At 67.5% G+C, this 18643-nt stretch carries 9 protein-coding genes and 1 pseudogene; 7 read left to right on the plus strand and 3 right to left on the minus strand.

Annotated elements, in window-relative coordinates; genetic code table 11:
* Positions 1-183: 183 nt before the first annotated feature.
* Positions 184-2781, minus strand: a complete 2598-nt coding sequence (locus FZO89_RS11455; RefSeq protein ID WP_149103377.1) for a glycoside hydrolase family 3 protein — start codon at positions 2779-2781, stop codon at positions 184-186.
* Between the two features lie 155 nt (positions 2782-2936).
* On the opposite strand from FZO89_RS11455, the gene FZO89_RS11460 reads away from it, so the two are divergent.
* From FZO89_RS11460 to FZO89_RS11480, 5 genes are all read left to right on the plus strand, one after another.
* Positions 2937-4064 carry a LacI family DNA-binding transcriptional regulator gene (locus FZO89_RS11460; protein ID WP_149103378.1) on the plus strand — a complete coding sequence of 376 codons (1128 nt, stop codon included), beginning with the start codon at positions 2937-2939 and terminating at the stop codon, positions 4062-4064.
* Between the two features lie 453 nt (positions 4065-4517).
* Positions 4518-7529, plus strand: a complete 3012-nt coding sequence (locus FZO89_RS11465) for a TonB-dependent receptor (protein WP_149103379.1) — start codon at positions 4518-4520, stop codon at positions 7527-7529.
* Between the two features lie 135 nt (positions 7530-7664).
* On the plus strand, positions 7665-8378 hold the full coding sequence (locus FZO89_RS11470; RefSeq protein ID WP_149103380.1) for a SapC family protein: 714 nt from the start codon (positions 7665-7667) through the stop codon (positions 8376-8378).
* Positions 8362-9375: a cupin-like domain-containing protein gene (locus FZO89_RS11475; protein ID WP_149103381.1), complete on the plus strand. Its 1014-nt coding sequence runs from the start codon at positions 8362-8364 to the stop codon at positions 9373-9375. The genes FZO89_RS11470 and FZO89_RS11475 overlap by 17 nt, the downstream gene beginning before the upstream one ends.
* Positions 9372-10892, plus strand: a complete 1521-nt coding sequence (locus FZO89_RS11480; RefSeq protein ID WP_149103382.1) for a tryptophan halogenase family protein — start codon at positions 9372-9374, stop codon at positions 10890-10892. The genes FZO89_RS11475 and FZO89_RS11480 overlap by 4 nt, the downstream gene beginning before the upstream one ends.
* A 33-nt stretch (positions 10893-10925) precedes the next feature.
* Here FZO89_RS11480 and FZO89_RS11485 read toward each other — a convergent pair whose 3' ends face one another.
* Positions 10926-12164 carry a cation:proton antiporter gene (locus tag FZO89_RS11485; protein ID WP_262378625.1) on the minus strand — a complete coding sequence of 413 codons (1239 nt, stop codon included), beginning with the start codon at positions 12162-12164 and terminating at the stop codon, positions 10926-10928.
* Positions 12165-12189: 25 nt separating this feature from the next.
* A pseudogene (locus tag FZO89_RS19070) lies at positions 12190-13698 on the minus strand (MFS transporter); the annotation flags it as partial.
* A gap of 291 nt (positions 13699-13989) precedes the next feature.
* Between FZO89_RS19070 and FZO89_RS11495 the strand changes: the two are divergent.
* Both FZO89_RS11495 and FZO89_RS11500 read left to right on the plus strand, forming a co-directional pair.
* The gene (locus tag FZO89_RS11495) at positions 13990-14640 is read left to right on the plus strand and encodes a TIGR00645 family protein (protein ID WP_149103384.1); all 651 of its coding nucleotides are present in this window, start codon (positions 13990-13992) and stop codon (positions 14638-14640) included.
* 646 nt (positions 14641-15286) lie between these two features.
* On the plus strand, positions 15287-18502 hold the full coding sequence (locus FZO89_RS11500) for a TonB-dependent receptor (RefSeq protein WP_149103385.1): 3216 nt from the start codon (positions 15287-15289) through the stop codon (positions 18500-18502).
* Positions 18503-18643 lie beyond the last annotated feature (141 nt).

Below are 18643 nucleotides of genomic sequence, written 5' to 3' on the forward strand. Positions count from 1 at the left end.
GGCCCGGGTGGGCGTGCGGGCCGTCCCGCAGGCGGACCGCTGCGTTACGCGTGTCATGCGGCTGGCGGATCGCGAAAACCGCGCAGTGATGGCGCGTGCCCGGTGGGCGCCGCCCTGCCAGCGAAAGAAAAGACCGGGACGGCCGACCTTGCGGTCGTCGACGCGTCCCGGCGGAGGAAGCCTTCAGTTCGTGGGGCAGTCGAGCTTGTGGTCGAAGTCGGTGCTGGCGGTGACGCGTGTCAGCGCGATCCGGCTGCCGGCGCCCGTGGTCAGCTCGAACGGCACCGCGAGCTTGCCCGTGTCCGCGCCGTGCAGACGCAGGCACTTCAACGGCACGGCCACGCGCGTCCATTCGCCGCGCGGCAGGTTCGCCAGCGCCTCACCGATCTCCACCTCGCCGCGGCAGCCCTCGCCACAGCCGGCCGACAGCGTCGCCTTGCCGTCCGTCGGCGGCGCGTCGACGCGCAGCGTGGTGACCACCGGCACGTCGCCGTTGGTCTCGCGGGTCAGGTCCAGCGGCTCGTTGGACAGCAGCTGCACGGTGGCCTTGCCGGTCCACGCGAACAGGCGCGCGCCCTCCTGCACCTCATGGTTGATGGCGCTCATCTCCAGCGAACCGTCGCCGGTCTTCGCCGCCGGATGCACGACGTCCATGGCGTTGCCGTCCGCGCCCACCAGGCGCAGGGTGAAGCCGGTGGTCGGCACGCCGCGTTCGAACCAGGTATTGCCCGACGTGGCATCCGCGTCGATGCCCGCGTCCTCCGGCAGCGCGGCGAGATCGCCGTCGTCGGCATAGCTCAGGCCGTGGCCGAAGGCGAACAGCGGATCGTAGTCGGCCTGGCCGTGGTTGTTGGCGTACTGGTCGGCGCGACGCGGCCAGGAGAAGCTGAGCTTGCCCTTGAAATCGTGTTGCGGCTTGCCGTCGGCGCCCTGCAGCAGCACGTCGGCCACGCCGCCGCCCTCCGAACCCGGCAGCCAGGCCGCGACGAACGCGTCGGCGGCGTTGATCTCGCGGTTGAGCCACAGCGGGCGGCCGCTGAGGAACACGGCGACCACCGGGATGCCGTCGGCCTTGAGCTTGCGGATCAGTTCCAGATCGCCGGACTTGCCCGACTTGAACATCAGGTTCGACAGGTCGCCCTGGAACTCGGCGTAGGGTTCCTCGCCGAACACCACGACCGCCACGTCGGGCTTGCTGGTGTAGGCGCCGTCCTCGGCCAGCTCCGCGGTGCCGCCGGCGGCGGTGACCTGCGCCTCGAGTCCGTCCCAGATCGAATCGGCATTAGGAAAGTCGGCGCGGGTGGTGCCATCGCCCTGCCAGGTCAGCGTCCAGCCACCGGACTGCTTGCTGAGGTTGTCGGCGCCGTCGCCCGCGACCAGCACGTTCGACTTCGGCGACAGCGGCAGGATCCCGCCCTGGTTCTTCAGCAGCACCAGCGATTCGCGCACTGCGCGGCGCGCGACCTCGCGGTGTTCCGGCGCGCCCAGCAGTTCGAACCTGCCGCCCAGCGCGCGCTCGGAGGGCTTCGGCTTCTCGAACAGGTTGGCGCGGAACTTCACCCGCAGGATCCGGCGCACCGCATCGTCCAGCCGCTCCATCGGGACCGTGCCGGCCTTCACGTGCGCCAGCGTGGACTCGTACATGCCCTTCCAGCTGTCGGGCGCCATCGCCATGTCGAGGCCGGCATTGAAGGTCTGGGCGCAGTCGGTGTTGCTGCAACCGCGCACCTGGCCGTGGCCGTTCCAGTCGCCGACGACGAAGCCGCCGAAGTTCATCCGTCCCTTCAGCACGTCGGTGAGCAGCGGCTTGTGGCCGTGCATCTTCTCGCCGTGGAAGCTGTTGTAGGACGCCATCACCGCCTGTGCGCCGGCCGCGATCGAGGGCACGTAGCCGGCGGCGTGGATATCGCGCAGCTGCGCTTCGCTCACCACGGTGTCGCCCTGATCCTTGCCGTTACCGGTGCCGCCGTCGCCCAGGTAGTGCTTGACCGAGCTCATGACGTGGTGGTCGTCGAGGAATTCGGGGGTGCCGGGCTTGCCCTGCAGGCCTTCCACGAACACGCCGGCGTAGCTGGCGACCAGCTCCGGATTCTCCGAATAGCCTTCGTAGGCACGGCCCCAGCGGTCGTCCTGCGGCACCGCGACGGTCGGGGCGAAGGTCCATTCCATGCCGGTGGTGCGGGTCTCGATCGCGGTGATGCGGGCGATCTCGCGCAGCAGGTCGGGGTTGCGGGTCGCACCCAGGCCGATGTTGTGCGGGAACAGCGTGGCGCCGACGATGTTGCTCTGGCCGTGCATCGCGTCGATGCCCCAGATCACCGGGATCGCCTTGCCGCCGCCGCTGGTATCCATCGAGGCTTCCCAGAACGCGTCGGCGAGCGCCAGCCATTCCTCGGGCCTGGCGTTGTACTTGCCGCCGGGGTCGGAGCCGCCACCGGCGAGGACCGAGCCCAACCGGTACTTGCGCACGTCTTCCGGGGCGATGCTGCCGATGTCGCCCTGGATGATCTGCCCGACCTTTTCCTCCACCGTCATCGAGGCGAGCAGCGCATCGACCTTCTGTTCCAGTTCGGCGTCGTCGGCGAACGGCCACTCGGGCTGCGGCCAGTTCGCCGGATCGATGGAGGCCGTCGTTGCATCCGCGGCCGGCGCGTCTGCGGGTGTGGTCGCGTCGGTTCCGGCCGCAGCCGGGCGCTCGCCGTTGCATGCGCCCAGCAGCAGCGCGGCGGCGAGGCCTGCGCCCAGGCGCGTGACGGACAGGAAGGTGCGGGTTGTACGCATGGAGGCGGTTCCGTAGGGTCGAAGATCAGCCGGCACGTCGCGCGAAATGGCGCGTCGCGACATGACAGCGTTGTCAGAATGTGCACCATACCCGGTCTGCGCCGGCGAAGCTTGTTGCACAGCACAAGCGGGATCGCGCGTTCCGGAGGACTGCCATGGCACCGCAAAGCAGCCGCGCGGGCAACCCGCGCGCGCCGGGCGTCCGCGACGGCGCGGTGGCCGACGACGCTCTGGCAGAATCCGCAGGCTTCGCGGACAGGACCGGCAGACCCATGGCGCGCGTGCGGATCGAGGATGTGGCGGCGGAAGCGGGCGTGTCGATGAAGACCGTCTCGCGCGTGCTCAACGAGGAACCCAACGTTTCCGAAGCGACCCGCGAGCGTGTGCGCGCGGTGGTCGAGCGCCTGCAGTACCGCCCGCATCCGTCGGCGCGCGTGCTCGCCGGACGCAAGTCGTACCTGGTGGCGATGCTCTACGACAACCCGTCGAGCAACTACCTGATGGAGGTCGAGCTTGGCGTGCTCGACGCCTGCCAGGCGCAGCACTACAACCTGATGCTGGCGCCGCTCGTCTACGACGCCAAGGACATCGTCTCCAAGGTCGAGTCGCTGGTGCTGCAGTCGCGCCTGGATGGCGTGGTGCTGACCCCGCCGATCACCGACGACGCCGCGCTGCTCGCGCGCCTGGACGAACTCGAGATCCCGTGGTCGAGCATCTCGCCGACCGAGTCCAACCGCCGCATCGGCGTGGTCGTCGACGAGCGCAGCGCGGTCGCGGAGATGATCGCGCACCTGGTCTCGCTCGGGCATCGGCGGGTCGCGCACATCAAGGGCCATGCCGCGCACGGCGCGAGCGCCTGGCGGCTGGCCGGCTATCGCGACGGACTGGCGCAGGCGGGGATCGAGCCGGACGAAGCGCTGGTGGTACAGGGCGAGTTCTCCTACGACTCCGGTTTCGCCGCCGCCAACCACCTGCTCGATCTGCCCGATCCGCCGACCGCGATCTTCGCCGCCAACGACGACATGGCGGCCGGTGCGATCGGCGCGATCTGCGAGCGTGGGCTGTCGGTGCCCAGGCACGTGTCGGTGTGCGGCTTCGACGACACCCCGATCGCCCGCCACATCTATCCGACCCTGACCACCGTGCGCCAACCGACCCGCGAGATGGGGCGTCTGGCCGGGCTGGAACTGCTCAAGGCGATCCGCGACCGCGACGAAGGCGGACTGGTGACGGTGCCTTACACGCTGCAACTGCGGCGTTCCACGGGGCCCAGGCCAGCCTGAGCGGTCCGTACCCGGCTCGACGGCCTGTCCTCGCGCCCGCCAATTCCCGCTCGCGAAAGCGATCGCGCGACACCACGCGCGGGCGAGGGACGAGCGTGCGGGTATGTGCGGACAGCGGGCGCGCGTCACGTTCTCTCTCTCTCTCTCTACTCTCTACTCTCTCCCAAGGCGGCCCGGTTGCGCGCACTGTCGCACTCCGCGCGGGTTCCGTGTGCGAGATCGATGTGGGTCGGAGCAGCCCTGCCAAGCAGTTGGAACGCGACATGGGCGCGTCAGAAAATGTCTTGCCGATGACGCGAATTCCAGCCACTGATCCAGTGCGAAAAGTAGTTAGCGGTACCATTCGATTTTCGGTTGACAACGCTGTCAGCTTCTCTTCCTAATGCCGGCGCCCGATCGCAATGGTCGCGGCTCACCATTCGCTTTCGTGACGACCTTGGGAGAGGAAGGTTCATGAAATACACACACACAGCGCCCAAGCGGCGCCTGTTGACGTCCGCGCTGCTGCTTGCGCTGGCCCCGCCGCTCGCGGCGCAAACCGTTACCCAGGATCCCGCGCCGTCGCCGCCCGCCGGACAGGCGACGAACGACGATCCCGCGGAACTCGATACCATCGTCGTCACAGGCATCCGCGCGAGCCTGGAGTCGTCGATGAACATCAAGCGCGACGCCCAGGGCGTCGTCGACGGCATCGTCGCCGAGGACATCGGCAAGTTCCCCGATACCAACCTGGCCGAATCGCTGCAGCGCATCAGCGGCGTGTCGATCGACCGCACCTCCAGCGGCGAAGGCCAGAAGGTGACCGTGCGCGGCCTCGGTCCCGACTACAACCTGGTGCTGCTCAACGGGCGCCAGATGCCGGCCTCGAACCTCGGGCCCGGCGGCGCCGGCGCGTCCTCGGCGCGCTCGTTCGATTTCTCGAACCTGGCCAGCGAATCCATCTCCGCGGTGAACGTCTACAAGACCGGGCGCGCGGACAATCCGACCGGCGGCATCGGCGCCACCATCGACGTGCGCACCGCGCGTCCGCTCGAGGCCGAGCCCGTGGTCAGCGTCGGACTGAAATCGGTCTACGACGAATCCAACCAGCGGCTGCCGCGGACGCTGCAGGGCAGCGACTTCACCGGCGAGCTGTCGGGCATCTTCAGCCAGACCTACGCCGACGGCCGTTTCGGCGTGATGCTCAGCGGCAGCTACCAGGACCGCGACTCCGGCTTCAACCAGGCTTCCGTCGCCGACGGCTGGCTGACCTTCGCCGGCGACAACGCCGACCCGGGCTGCTGGCAGTGCCTGCCGCAGGAAGGGCAGGGGTATTCCGACCGGATCGAGAACCGGCCCGGACCGGGCGACATCTACGCCCGTCCGCAGAACACCGGCTACAGCGTCAACGGCATCCAGCGCCAGCGCACCAACGGCCAGGTGACCCTGCAGTGGGCGCCGACGGACAACGTCACTGCGACCGTCGACTACAACTACATCGAACAGCAGGTGCAGGTGCAGCGCAGCGAGCTCTCGGTCTGGTTCAACCAGGGCGCCGGCGACAGCAGCTGGACCGACGGCCCGATCGCAGCGCCCATCATGTACTCCGAGGACATGGTCGGCTCCGACCTGTCGATGGGCGGCGCCAGGATCGGCAGCGAGACCACCAGCGACATGCTCGGCTTCAACGTCGAGTGGGAAGTCAACGACGCGCTCAGCCTGGAGTTCGACTACCACGACTCCAGCGCCACCTCGCGCCCCAGCGGCCCCTACGGGTCGGCCGGCGTGCTCGGCGTGGCCGCGTACATCCGCGGCAACACCACCGTGGACTACAGCGGCGAGATCCCGATCGTCAACGTGCTGCTGCCGGCGGGCGTGAGCCAGGTCGATCCGTCGCAGGCGCTGGTGACCGGCTCGGTGTTCCAGAACAGCTACAACAAGTCCGAGGTCGAACAGCTGCAGGCCAAGGGCCGGTTTGAGTTCGGCGACTACTCGGGGCTGGACTTCGGCATCTCGACGATGGAGGTCAACAACCGCTCCGCGTCCGCGGTGATGCAGCGCGACACCTGGGGCGGCGTCGGCACCCCGGCCGACTACGACGACGACATCTGGTACAACGACAGCATGGCGCGCTACTTCGAGGCGTTCGGCAACCACGGCAACCCGATGTGGACCGACGACTTCCTGGTGTTCGACTTCGAGCGCCTGCGCCAGGCGGCGATCGGGATCACCGGCTGCCCGAGCTGCTACGAGATGCCGACCGAGTTCACCGACGACATCCGCACCCGCGAGAAGTCCGAGAGCGCGTACGTGCAATGGACCTCCACCTTCGGCGACGTCATGCCGCTGCACGTCGCGCTCGGCGTGCGCTACGAGAAGACCGACGTGGAGTCGGAAGGCCTGCAGCGCGTGGGCCAGACGATCACCTGGATCGCGGCGAACGAGCTCGCGGTGGACTACGCGCCCGAGCGCGAGTTCACGCGCGACACCGGCAGTTACGACTTCGTCCTGCCCAACCTCGACCTGAAGCTCGATATCACCGACGAGATGGTGCTGCGCGGCAGCTACAGCCAGACCATCGGGCGCCCGGGCTGGGGCGACATCAGCGCCGGGCAGGTGCTGCAGCCGGTGGTGCGGGCCTCCGGCGGCGAAGGCCGCCGCGGCGATCCGTCGCTCGAGCCGCTGAAGTCCGACAACTTCGACCTGTCGTTCGAGTGGTATTACGGCGAAGGCAACTACTTCTCGGTCGGCTACTTCCGCAAGGACATCGAGAACTTCATCAGCACGACGATCGTGCGCGAAGAGCCGTTCGAGATGACCACGCCGATCGGCGGCGCCTACTGGAACGCCGCGCTCTCCGTGTGCCCGGCCACCGATGGTGCCTGCATCCGCAACTACATCTTCGAGAACTTCGCCGGCCAGCCGGGCGTGGTCCAGACCGGCGTCGACGGCGAGGGCAACCCGACCGGCAACATCACCGGGCTGCCGGGCGATCCGGTCGCCGGGTTCAACATCAGCGTGCCGGCCAACCAGCGCTCGGACGAGGTCGACGGCTGGGAAATCAACGCCCAGCACATGTTCGGGCAGACCGGCTTCGGCGTGGCGGCGAACTACACCATCGTCGATTCCGGGCTGACGTTCGACGACCAGAGCCTGGGCCAGCAGTACCCGCTGGTCGGCCTGAGCGACTCGGCCAACCTGGTGGCGTTCTACGACCGCAACGACTGGCAGGTCCGCCTGGCCTACAACTGGCGCGACGAGTTCTACGCCGGCTCCGGCCCGCGCACCGACCCCAACCACGTCGAGGCGTACGGCCAGCTGGATGCGAACGTCAGCTGGCAGGTCAGCGAGAACCTGACCCTGAGCCTGGAAGGCATCAACCTGACCGACGAGACGATGCGCACGCACGCACGCCACGAGAACATGGTCCGGTACGCCACCCAGACCGGGCCGCGCTACATGTTCGGCGCGCGCTATAGGTTCTGATGCGGGCCGGGGGCCGCCCGCGGCGGTGCGCAGCGGAAGGGAGCCGACGGACATCCGTCGGCTTCTTTCCCTGTGCGCGCTGATCGGGCACGATCGGGGAGCGACACCCCGCTACGCCGGAACCGTTGAGGATCGATGGGCCAGCATTTGCTCCTGAACGACACCGAACACCGCGACCTGCGTGTGTCCGTCGGCCATGGCGCCCATCTGGGCGACGACGTCATGGGCGCCTTGACGTTCCCGGACGAGTTCCGCAGCGTGCAGGCGCACTACCCGATCGTCTTCCGCCGGGAGGCGGCGGGCGGACTGGTGCCGCTGGCGCTGTTCGGCCTGCAGGAAGGCTGCAACCTGTTCCTCGACGGCGACCGCTGGGATGCGACCTACGTTCCGCTGTCGATCCAGCGTCAACCGTTCCTGATCGGCATCGCGGGCGAGCAGCGCCTGGTCCACGTCGACATGGACCATCCGCGCGTGCGCCAGGCAGGCGCCGAAGGCGCGCCGTTGTTCGACGAACAGGGCGGCCCGACCGCTCACCTCGAGCGCGTGCGGTCGGTGCTGCTGGCGCTCCACGACGGAGTGGACGCGACGCCGGCATTCATCGAGGCGTTGCAGCGCCTGGCACTGCTCGAGGCCTTCTTCCTCGACGTCAGGCTCGACGACGGCAGTCTCAACCGGCTCGCCGGCTTCCACACCATCAACGAAGAGCGGCTGGGTGCGCTGGATGGCGCCGCGCTGGAGCGCCTGGCCGGCGACGGCCATCTCCTGCCGATCTACATGGTGCTCGCTTCGATGTCGCGCTTCCGCGACCTGATCGAGCGCACGAATCGCCGCCGTGCTGCCCCCCGCTAGGCCCATTCCCGAGCTGGGCGGAATCGATGCCCGCTCCCTGCCGGATCCGGTGCTCGCCTCCGATCTGCCGATCGTATTGCGCGGCCTGGTGTCGCACTGGCCGATCGTGCATGCCGCCCGGTCCGCCCATTCGGCGATCGATTACCTGAAAGGATTCGACCACGGCGCCATGCCGGTGGTGGCGACCGTCGCGCCGCCGGGCGAGTCCGGGCGCGTGTTCTACAACGCGGACTTCAGCGGTTTCAATTTCCGTCGCGAGCAGGTGCCCATGGGCGTGGCGCTGGAAACGCTGCGCAAGTACCTCGCGGACGAAGCCCCGCCTTCGATCTACGTCGCCTCGACCACGATCGACACGTTCCTGCCCGGCTTCCGCGGCGAGAACGACCTGGACTTCGGTTCGCGCGCGCCGCTGGCCAGCATCTGGATCGGCAACCGCAGCCGCATCGCCGCGCACCAGGATCTGCCGCAGAACCTCGCCTGCGTCGCCGCCGGACGCCGGAGGGTGACGCTGTTCCCGCCCGACCAGCTGGCCAACCTCTACATCGGGCCGATCGATTCGACGCCGGCCGGACAGGCCGTGAGCCTGGTGGATTTCGCCGCGCCCGATCTCGACAGGTTCCCGCGTTTCGCCGAGGCGATGCGCCATGCGCTGGTGGCGGAACTGGGTCCGGGCGATGCGGTCCTGATCCCGGGCATGTGGTGGCACCACGTCGAAGGGCTCGATCCGTTCAATGTGCTGGTGAACTACTGGTGGCGCGATGCGCCGGCGTGGATGGACACGCCGATGAACACGCTCATGTACGCGATCATGACCATCCGCGACCTGCCGCCGGCGCAGCGCGCGATCTGGCAAGAGGTGTTCCGGCATTACGTGTTCGAGCCGGGCGAGGCGACCGCGGACCACATCCCGCCCCATGCGCGCGGCGTGCTCGCGCCACTCGACGAGGCGCGCACGCGCGACCTGCGCGCGCGGCTGCTGCAACGGATCAACCGATGAGGACGACAGACGTGGATACTTCCGACGACGACCGCCCGCGCACGCCGGTCCGACGCGTGGTCATCGCCGGCGGTGGCACCGCCGGATGGATGGCGGCCGCGGGCATCTCGAAGCTGTTGGGCAAGACCCTGGAGATCATCCTGGTCGAATCCGAGGAAATCGGCACGGTGGGCGTGGGCGAGGCGACCATCCCGACGCTGGTGACCTTCCACCGCGCACTGGACATCGCCGAACAGGAGTTCATGTCGGCCGTGCAGGGCACGATCAAGCTCGGCATCTCGTTCGAGAACTGGCTCGAGCGCGGCCACCGGTACATCCATTCCTTCGGCGTCAACGGCAAGGACCACTGGTCGGCCGGCTTCCAGCATTTCTGGCTGCGTGGACGCGCCGGAGGACTGGCGAGCGGCTACGAGGACTACTGCGTCGAACTGCAGGCCGCGCTGCAGGACCGGTTCGGCCACCTGCCCCGCAACGGGATCAACTACGCCTACCACATGGACGCGAGCCACTACGCGCGCTTCCTGCGCAGGTTCAGCGAAGCCAACGGGGTGAAGCGCGTCGAAGGCAAGATCGTCGAGGTCGGCGTCGGCGACGATGGCGACATCTGCAACCTGCGGCTGGAGGACGGCACGGACATCCGCGGCGATTTCTTCGTCGATTGCACCGGGTTCCGCGCGCTGCTCATCGGCAAGGCGCTCAATGTCGGCTACGAGGACTGGTCGCACTGGCTGTTCAACGACAGCGCACTGGCGACGCAGACCACGGCCGTCCGCGACGCGGTGCCCTACACGCGCGCGATCGCCGGCACCGCCGGCTGGCAGTGGCGGATCCCGCTGCAGCACCGCGTCGGCAACGGCATCGTCTACGCGAGCCGCTACATCACCGACGACGAGGCCCGGCACGAATTCCTGTCCAGCCTCGAAGGCGAGATCATCAAGGACCCATGGCCGGTCCGCTTCCGCCCCGGGCGACGGATGAAGTGCTGGCATCGCAACTGCGTCGCGCTCGGGCTGGCGGGCAGCTTCATCGAGCCGCTCGAGTCGACCACCATCCACCTGATCCAGCGCGGCATCATGCACCTGCTGCAGCTGTTCCCGCAGGTGGTCACGCCCGCCGCGATCGCGCAGTACAACGCGCAACTGGCAGAGGAACTGGTGCACGTGCGCGATTTCGTGGTGATGCACTACCACCTCACCCACCGGCGCGACACGCCTTACTGGCGTGCGATCGCGCAGATGGACATCCCCGGCACGCTGCAGCATCGCATCGACCTGTTCCGCGAGACCGGCAGCGTCTTCCACGTGCCCGGCGAGCTCTTCGGCGCGAATTCCTGGATCCAGGTGATGATGGGCCAGGGGGTCATGCCGGAGCGCTACCATCCGACCGCCGATGCGATGAGCGAGGACGGACTCGGACGCTTTCTCGACGACATCCGCACGAACGTGCTGTCGACCGCGGGGACGCTGCCGCCGCACATGGACTACATGCGCAGCTACGCGCCGGCCGGCAAGCCCTGAATCGGCCCGCTGCGCTACCGCATCGGGGGGCGGTCAGGGCTGCCGCAGACGACCCGCGGGGTCGGCCGCATCGGTGCGCAAGGCACCCGGCGTCCGCAGCTTCGGCGTCACCATCGGGATCGTCAGCATCGTGCTGGCCACCGCCATCAGCAGCAGCGCGGTGAAGGTCTCGCTGGTGATGATCCGCTTGTCGAGCAGGATGTTGGCGAAGATGATCATGATCAGGGCCTTGGTCTGCAGCAGCCAGCCGATGATCGAGGCTTCGCCTGGCCTCCACCCGAGCAGGCGGCCGGCGATGCGCACGCCGAGCAGTTTGCCGGCGACGGATGCGACCAGCAGCGCGGCGGCGGCGAAAAACACCGCACTGCCGCCCACGTCCCACGAGGTGCGCAGCCCGGTGCTGAGGAAGAACACCGGCATGACCACCAGCAGTACATGGTGGCGCAGCAGGTCCATGGCCTCCTGCTCGAACCATTCCGCGTCCATCACCACGCCGGCCAGGAACGCGCCGACCATGAAGTGCAGGCCGGCCCAGTCCGCGCCGAATGCGCAGATCGCCAGCCAGACCAGCATCACGTACCAGCGGTCGCGCATGGGGACGGCGCGCATCAGCTTGCGGAAGACGATGCAGGCCAGGCCGAACGCGACGAGGAACGCCACCTGCCGGCCGATCCGTTCCCAGTCCATCAGCACCAGGGCCAGCACGCCCCAGATCGCGATGTCGTCGAGGCTGGCGTAGCGCAGGATGCGCTGGCCCATCGGCGCGCGCAGGATCTCGAGCTTCTCCATGAACAGGATCAGGATCGGCAGCGCGGTCACCGCGCAGGCCATGCCCACGCCGACCACGAACTGCCACGGCAGGCCTTGGCTGCCGATCCAGCCGTCGAAGCCCAGCATGCCCATCGCCACCACGGCGCCGGCCGCCAGCGGCAGGCCCAGCGCGAGCCCGGCGGTCACGCCTGTCTCGCGGCGGTTGTGCCAGGCCTTGCGCACGTCCAGCTCGATGCCGGCGATCATGACGAACAGCATCACCGCCCACCACGCGATGCCGTTGAGCGCGGTGATGACATCCGCAGTGAACACGGTGGCGTGGAACTCAGGCACCGCCTTGCCCAGCACGCCGGGCCCGAGCAGGATGCCGGCGATGATCTGCACCACCACCAGCGGTGCCCAGTAGTCCGTGCGGCACACGCGCCACACCGCGTAAGGCACGGCGAAGATGATCGCCATCGCGATCAGGAACAGTTCGGTGGTCGTGATCGCGTGGGGCACGTGCCTGGCGGGGAGCTGACCGGCGTCAGTGTCCTCCCTGCGCCGTCAGCCTGTCGAGGTCGATGCCCTGCCTGCGCAGGATCCCGGGTGCGCGCGCCGCGTAGAACGCGAGGTAGGCGAAGCACACCACTCCGACCACGAAACTCATGTGGATGCTGGTCACGTCGGCCAGCCAGCCCTGCAGCCAGCTGACGATACCGCCGCCCATGATCATCATGATCAGCAGGCTGCTGCCCTGGTTGGTGTTGCGTCCCAGGCCGGTGATCGCCAGGGCGAAGATGCACGGCCACATCGTGCTGCAGAACAGGCCGACGCTGATGAAGGCGACGATGCTGGCCTTGCCGCTGGTGAACATGCCGATCAGCAGCGCGGCGATGCCGCACAGCGAGAAGATCAGCAGCATGCGCGCGGGGTTGCCGCGGCTGGCGAAGGTGGCGCCGATCATCAGCACGATCACCAGCGCGTAGCCCAGGAACTGGGTGATCTCGTGGCGGGCGATCGCGTTCACCGCCAGGAACACCCCGAACGCGACGTAGGGCAGCAGCACCGTGAGCATGCGTCGTGCGTTCATGCCGACCTCGAACGCGCCGGCGGCGCCGGCCCAGCGGCCGATCATCAGGCTGGCCCAGTACAGCGACACGTACGGCGCGAGCTGCGAAGTGGGAATGCCCAGATCTTCCTCGAGGTACGCGGGCAGGTTGGCGATGGTGGAGACCTCGACGCCCACGTAGACGAAGATCGCGACCATGCCCAGCACCAGCTGCGGATAGGCGAACGCGGACTTCTTGTGGACCAGCTTGTCCGCATCCTCGGCCTCGTCCTCGGCCAGCGCGTCGAGGTCGATGTGGTTGGGCACCGGCGAGAACTTCAGGAACACCGCCACCAGCACGAACGCCGCGCCCAGCACCAGGTAGGGCGTCTTGACGCTCTCGATGCTGGCCTCGGTGCCGCCCGCCATCACGCTGCCGAAGATCGCGAAGCTGACCAGCAGCGGGCCGATGGTGGTGCCGAAGTTGTTGACGCCGCCGGCCAGCGTCAAGCGCTGCGCGCCGGTGGCCGGGTTGCCCATCACGATCGCCAGCGGGTTGGCGGCGATCTGCTGCAGCGAGAAGCCAAGGCCGACGATGAACAGGCCCGACAGCATCAGCCCGAACGAGCCCGCGTTCGCGGCCGGGTAGAACAGCAGCGAGCCCATCGCCGAGATCAGCAGGCCCAGGCAGATGCCGTTCTTGTAGCCGATGCGGTTGAGCACGTCGGCGCCGATCAGGCGCGAGGTGAAGAAGTAGACCAGCGAGCCGACGGTATAGGCGACGTAGAACGCCAGCGCCACGTACATGCTCTGCTGCTGCGACAGGTGGAACGCGTTCTTGAAGACCGGGATCAGGATGTCGTTGCTGGCGGCGACGAAGCCCCAGAAGAAGAACACGGTGACCAGCACAGCGAACTGGGACCAGCGGGTCTGGTGGGTGGTCATGGGGCCTGCCGTTGGAAGGGGAATCCGGGGAACAAGTGGCGGCGGCCGGAATCCCCCCGACCGCCGCCGGCGCCGCGTGGACGGCGTCCTGCGACGCGCCTCTCCTCGCGTCGCGGCGCCGTGCCCCGGTGCACGGAAGCTTGTACAGGGCTCGTGACAACGTTGTCAAATTTTCATGCGCATCTGGCCATGCGAGCGCCCAACGCATTGAGTCGGCGGGCTTTTGTGTGCGTTGCAACAACGGTCGCGCGCCACGCCGGCGCGCAGCGCTGCGGGGTCCTCGGGCGCCCCGGCTTGGCAGTCCGCCGGCGCATCGCTACCCTCCGCGCTCCTGTCTCCACAGCGACCCCGATGCCGACTTCCAACCCCACCCCGCGCCTGCCGCCGCTCGCCTACGTGATCTTCGGCTCGCGCTGGCTGCAGTTGCCGCTGTATCTCGGGCTGATCGTGGCGCAATGCGTGTACGTGTTCCTGTTCATCAAGGAACTGACGCACCTGGTGACCGACGCCAACACCCTGACCGAGCAGGGGATCATGCTGCTGGTCCTGGGGCTGATCGACGTGGTGATGATCTCCAACCTGCTGGTGATGGTGATCGTCGGCGGCTACGAGACCTTCGTCTCGCGCCTGGGCCTGCAGAACCACCCCGACCAGCCCGAGTGGCTGAGCCACGTCAACGCCAGCGTGCTCAAGGTCAAGCTGGCGATGGCGATCATCGGCATCTCCTCGATCCACCTGCTCAAGACCTTCATCGCCGCCGGAGAAGTCGGTTTGCCGGTGTGCGGAAGCGCGGAGTACATCGCCGCCCTGGTCACCCACGCCGGCGCGGTCGCCGATGGCCTGGCGCTGGACGCGCCGGTCTGCACCAAGGTGACCTCGGCGGGGGTGATGTGGCAGTCGATCATCCATGGCGCCTTCATCCTGTCGGCGATCGGCATCGCTTACACGGACAAGCTGATGACCGGCAGCACCGCCCGGCGCGAACACGCGGGCGGGCACTGAGTCCGGCGCGGGTCGGCCCGCGCGTCGGCAGCCCGGGCACGGCCTGCGGCTCCCCTACCCGGAAATGTCTGCTGGGCGCCCGTCGCCCGGCGTTTCACCTTGGGCGCCACACGTTCCACGCCTGGCCGTTGCCTGCGCTCGAGCGGGATTTCGCCACGGATTTGCTGCGCATTCCGCGTGGTACTGCGGCGGTTTCCGAGGCAACGATCGCGCCACCACGCGCCTGCGGGCACGTTGCTGCACCGCAAAGTGACACTCCGCATAACGACATGTTATCAATTCGGCGCGCTGATGTTAGCGCTAACAAAAACTAGAGCAGCAAGGACGCGTACCGCTCGCGTGAAACACCAGGGTTCTGCAGCCCGCCAGGGGTGGCCGATGCGCCGTTTCCAGGTCGGGGTACGGGGCCCGATGCGAGCCGGTTGCAATTTGGTTGAGTCACGGAGCCGCCCGGCGCCGTGGTCGCCCGGAGGAAGGCGGTATCGAAGTGATTCCTACTGAAGTCATGAATAACGGGGAGGGCAGTCGGATGAAGTTGCACAGATTCTTGAAGTCCCGCACTGGCGCGGGTGGCGGGCAGAGCCCGTTGCCGGACGCTGGCGACATGCTTTTCTTCGCTCACATCCAGTGCTGAGGACATAATTCCATGAACCACAAGTTGAAAGGTTTGAAGTCGAAGGCGATGTTCACCTTCGTCGGCGGCATGCTGGTCATCAATCCGGCATTCGCGCAGGATCCTGCGCCGCAACAACCCGCAGCACAGCAGGCGCAGACGACCACGGACGACGCCTCGACGCTCGACACGGTCATCGTCACCGGCCTGCGCAACAGCCTCGAAAACTCGATGAACATCAAGCGCGACACCCCCGGGGTGGTCGACGCGATCAGCGCCGAGGACATCGGCAAGTTCCCGGACACCAACCTCGCCGAATCGCTGCAGCGCATCACCGGCATCTCGATCGAGCGCCGCGACGGCGAAGGCGCCCAGGTCACCGCGCGTGGCTTCGGCCCGGGCTACAACCTGGTCACCCTCAACGGCCGCCAGATCCCGGGTGCCGATGGTTTCAGCAGCGGCGGGCTTGAGATCGGCGGCGTCGGTTCCGGTACCCGTGGCTTCAACTTCGCCCAGCTGGCCTCCGAGGCCGTCAGCGGCGTGACCGTGTACAAGACCGGCCGTGCGAGCCAGCCCAGCGGCGGCATCGGCGCCACAATCGACATCCTCACCTCGCGTCCCTTCAACTACCCGGGCGGCGAGATCATCGCCAGTGGCGGGATCAAGGGGGTGTCCGACGATTCGCAGGTCCTCGACAGCGACATCACCCCCGAAGTCTCGGGCATCTTCAGCTACGCAAACCCGGACAAGACCTGGGGCGTGAGCGTGAATGCCAGCTACCAGGAGCGTCACGGCGGCTCGGTCCAGGCCACCCAGAACGGCTGGAACGTGGCCCGCTGGACCGGTTCGGACAGCCGCTTCCGCCCGGACGCGGTGATCGAGAACGCGCCGACGGTCGGCCAGCTGTACTCCATGCCGAACGACGTGCGATACGCATACCAGGACTTCGAGCGCGAGCGCACCAACGCCCAGGCGGTGCTGCAGTTCGCCCCGACCGATGCGGTGGTCTTCACCCTGGACTACACCCACTCGAGCAACGAGATCGCCCAGAATCGTGGCGAGCAGACCATGTGGCTGCAGAACAGCCTGACCCACGTGACCTACGACGGCAACCCGGATGTGGCGACCCCGGTCTACATCCGTGACCTTGCCGGCGGCGGCAAGGACTTCGGCTTCGAGCAGCAGCGCGACGAGCAGAAGTTCGAGCTCGACTCGATCGGCCTGAACGTGCGCTGGGACGTCACCGACCGCTTCTCGCTGAACTTCGACGGCCACAGCACCAAGAACAATAGCCGTCCGAACGACCCGATCACCGGGGGCAGCTCCACCGCATTCAGCTTCGGTGGCTTCGCCCCGGATCCGAGCACCAACAACTGGACCCAGGAATACGAGTTCAACAACGGCCTGCCGATCGCGTGGCGCACGCTGTACCCGACCACCGCGGACGCGCTGGCCGGAACCAACGGCGTGATCAATCCGGATTTCCCCCCGGAGCAGTTCGGCAGCCAGATCCTGCGCATCTGGTCGACCCGCCAGGACAGCGAGATCAAGCAGGGCCGCATCGACGGTGAGTTCGCGTTCGACAATGGCCGCTTCCGGTTCGGCGTCGACTCCAGCGATACCAGGATGCGCCGCCTGAACGTCGACGGCCATGCGCACCTGATGACCCTGGGTGACTGGGGTTCGGTCGACCGCGGCCAGATCGCCAGCCTCGCTTCGCTGCTGAGCCAGTTCAGCATCACCGACCAGTTCGACGACTTCGACGTCGGTCAGGCCGCCTCGAACGTGTGGATCGGCAACGCCAGCGAGATGGCCGTGTGGGCCGAAGGCCTGTGCGCCAGCGGTACCGAGCCCGAGGCCTGGGCGGCCAACAACCGTTGCGACAACATCTCGTCCCAGGTCCGTACCGTCTATGACGCTGACAACCAGGTCCAGGAGAAGACCCGCTCGGTGTACATCCAGTGGGAGCAGGACGGCATGCTTGGCGACTTCCCGACCTACACGGTTGCCGGCCTGCGGTACGAGAAGACCGACCTGACGTCGACCTCGACCATCCAGGTGCCGGGTAGCATCGCGTGGCTGTCGAACAACGACTTCCAGGTGCGGACCTCGCCCGAATCCATGCCGTTCAGCGAGACCAACAGCTACAGCTACCTGCTGCCGAACCTCGACTTCAGCATCGACTTCACTTCCGAGCTGAAGGGTCGTGCGTCGTTCAGCAAGACCATCGCCCGCGCGCCGTACGGCAACCTGTATGCCGGCCCGACCGCAGGGGGCCCGAGCGGTTCGACCCTCTACGGCGAGCAGTTCCGCGCCACGGGCACCGCCCAGAACCCGTCGCTGCTGCCGCTCGAGTCCGACAACCTGGACTTCGGCATGGAGTGGTACTTCGCTCCGGCCAGCTTCATCGGCGTGACGTACTGGAACAAGCGCGTCACGAACTTCATCGGCAACACCGTGGTGCGCGAGAACCTGTACGACCTGTACGACCCGACCACCGGTGCGGACGCGCAGGCGGCCAATGAGTTCCTGGCCAGCGCGCAATGCGCTGCGCAGGTGACTGCGGCGGGTGGCGACCCGGCCGAGGGTTGCGCCCAGAACTACACCACCCTGTTCGCTGCCACCGCGCTGCTCCGTTACGCCGGCGAGACCGGCGGCCTGGCGGCGTACGACGGTTCCAACGCGCAGTCGCTTGCGCTCGAGGCCCAGTACGACATCATCGGCGATGCCGCCCTTGGCGACCCGGAGTACATGTTCGACGTCAATCGCCCGGTCAACCAGCGTGCGGCCAAGCTGCGCGGCTGGGAAATCGGCGGACAGTACTTCTTCGGCGACACTGGCTTCGGCGTCCAGGCCAACTACACCATTGTGAAGGGTGACGTGGCCGTGGACCGTGCCGCCGATCCGGGTACGGACGTGTTTGCCCTGACCGGCCTGAGCGACACCGCCAACGCCGTGCTGATGTACGAGAAGTACGGCTGGTCGGCGCGCCTGGCCTGGAACTGGCGTGACGAGTATCTCCTGGCTGCCAACCAGAACGGCAACAACCGCAACCCGTACTTCGTCGAGGCCTACGACCAGATCGACCTGACCGTGAGCTATCAGCTGACCGACCAACTGGCGATTGCGGCCGAAGTCATCAACCTCACGGGCGAGGACGTCCGCTGGAACGCGCGTTCGGAGAACCAGTTCGTGCGCGTGGTCGACCAGTCCCCGCGGTACATGGTGGGTCTGCGTTACGCGTTCTGACCGCGACAGTGATCTAGCAAGTTCCATGGAAAGGCAGGGACCGTCGCTTCGGCGACGGTCCCTTTTTTTGCCGCCTTGCTGCGCGCGGCGCGCAGCTTGCGGGCGATACCCGGTTGCCGATATGGTCCTCGGGGGGAACAC

The sequence above is a fragment of the Luteimonas viscosa genome (genome assembly GCF_008244685.1).
GTDB classification, from domain to species: Bacteria; Pseudomonadota; Gammaproteobacteria; order Xanthomonadales; family Xanthomonadaceae; genus Luteimonas; species Luteimonas viscosa.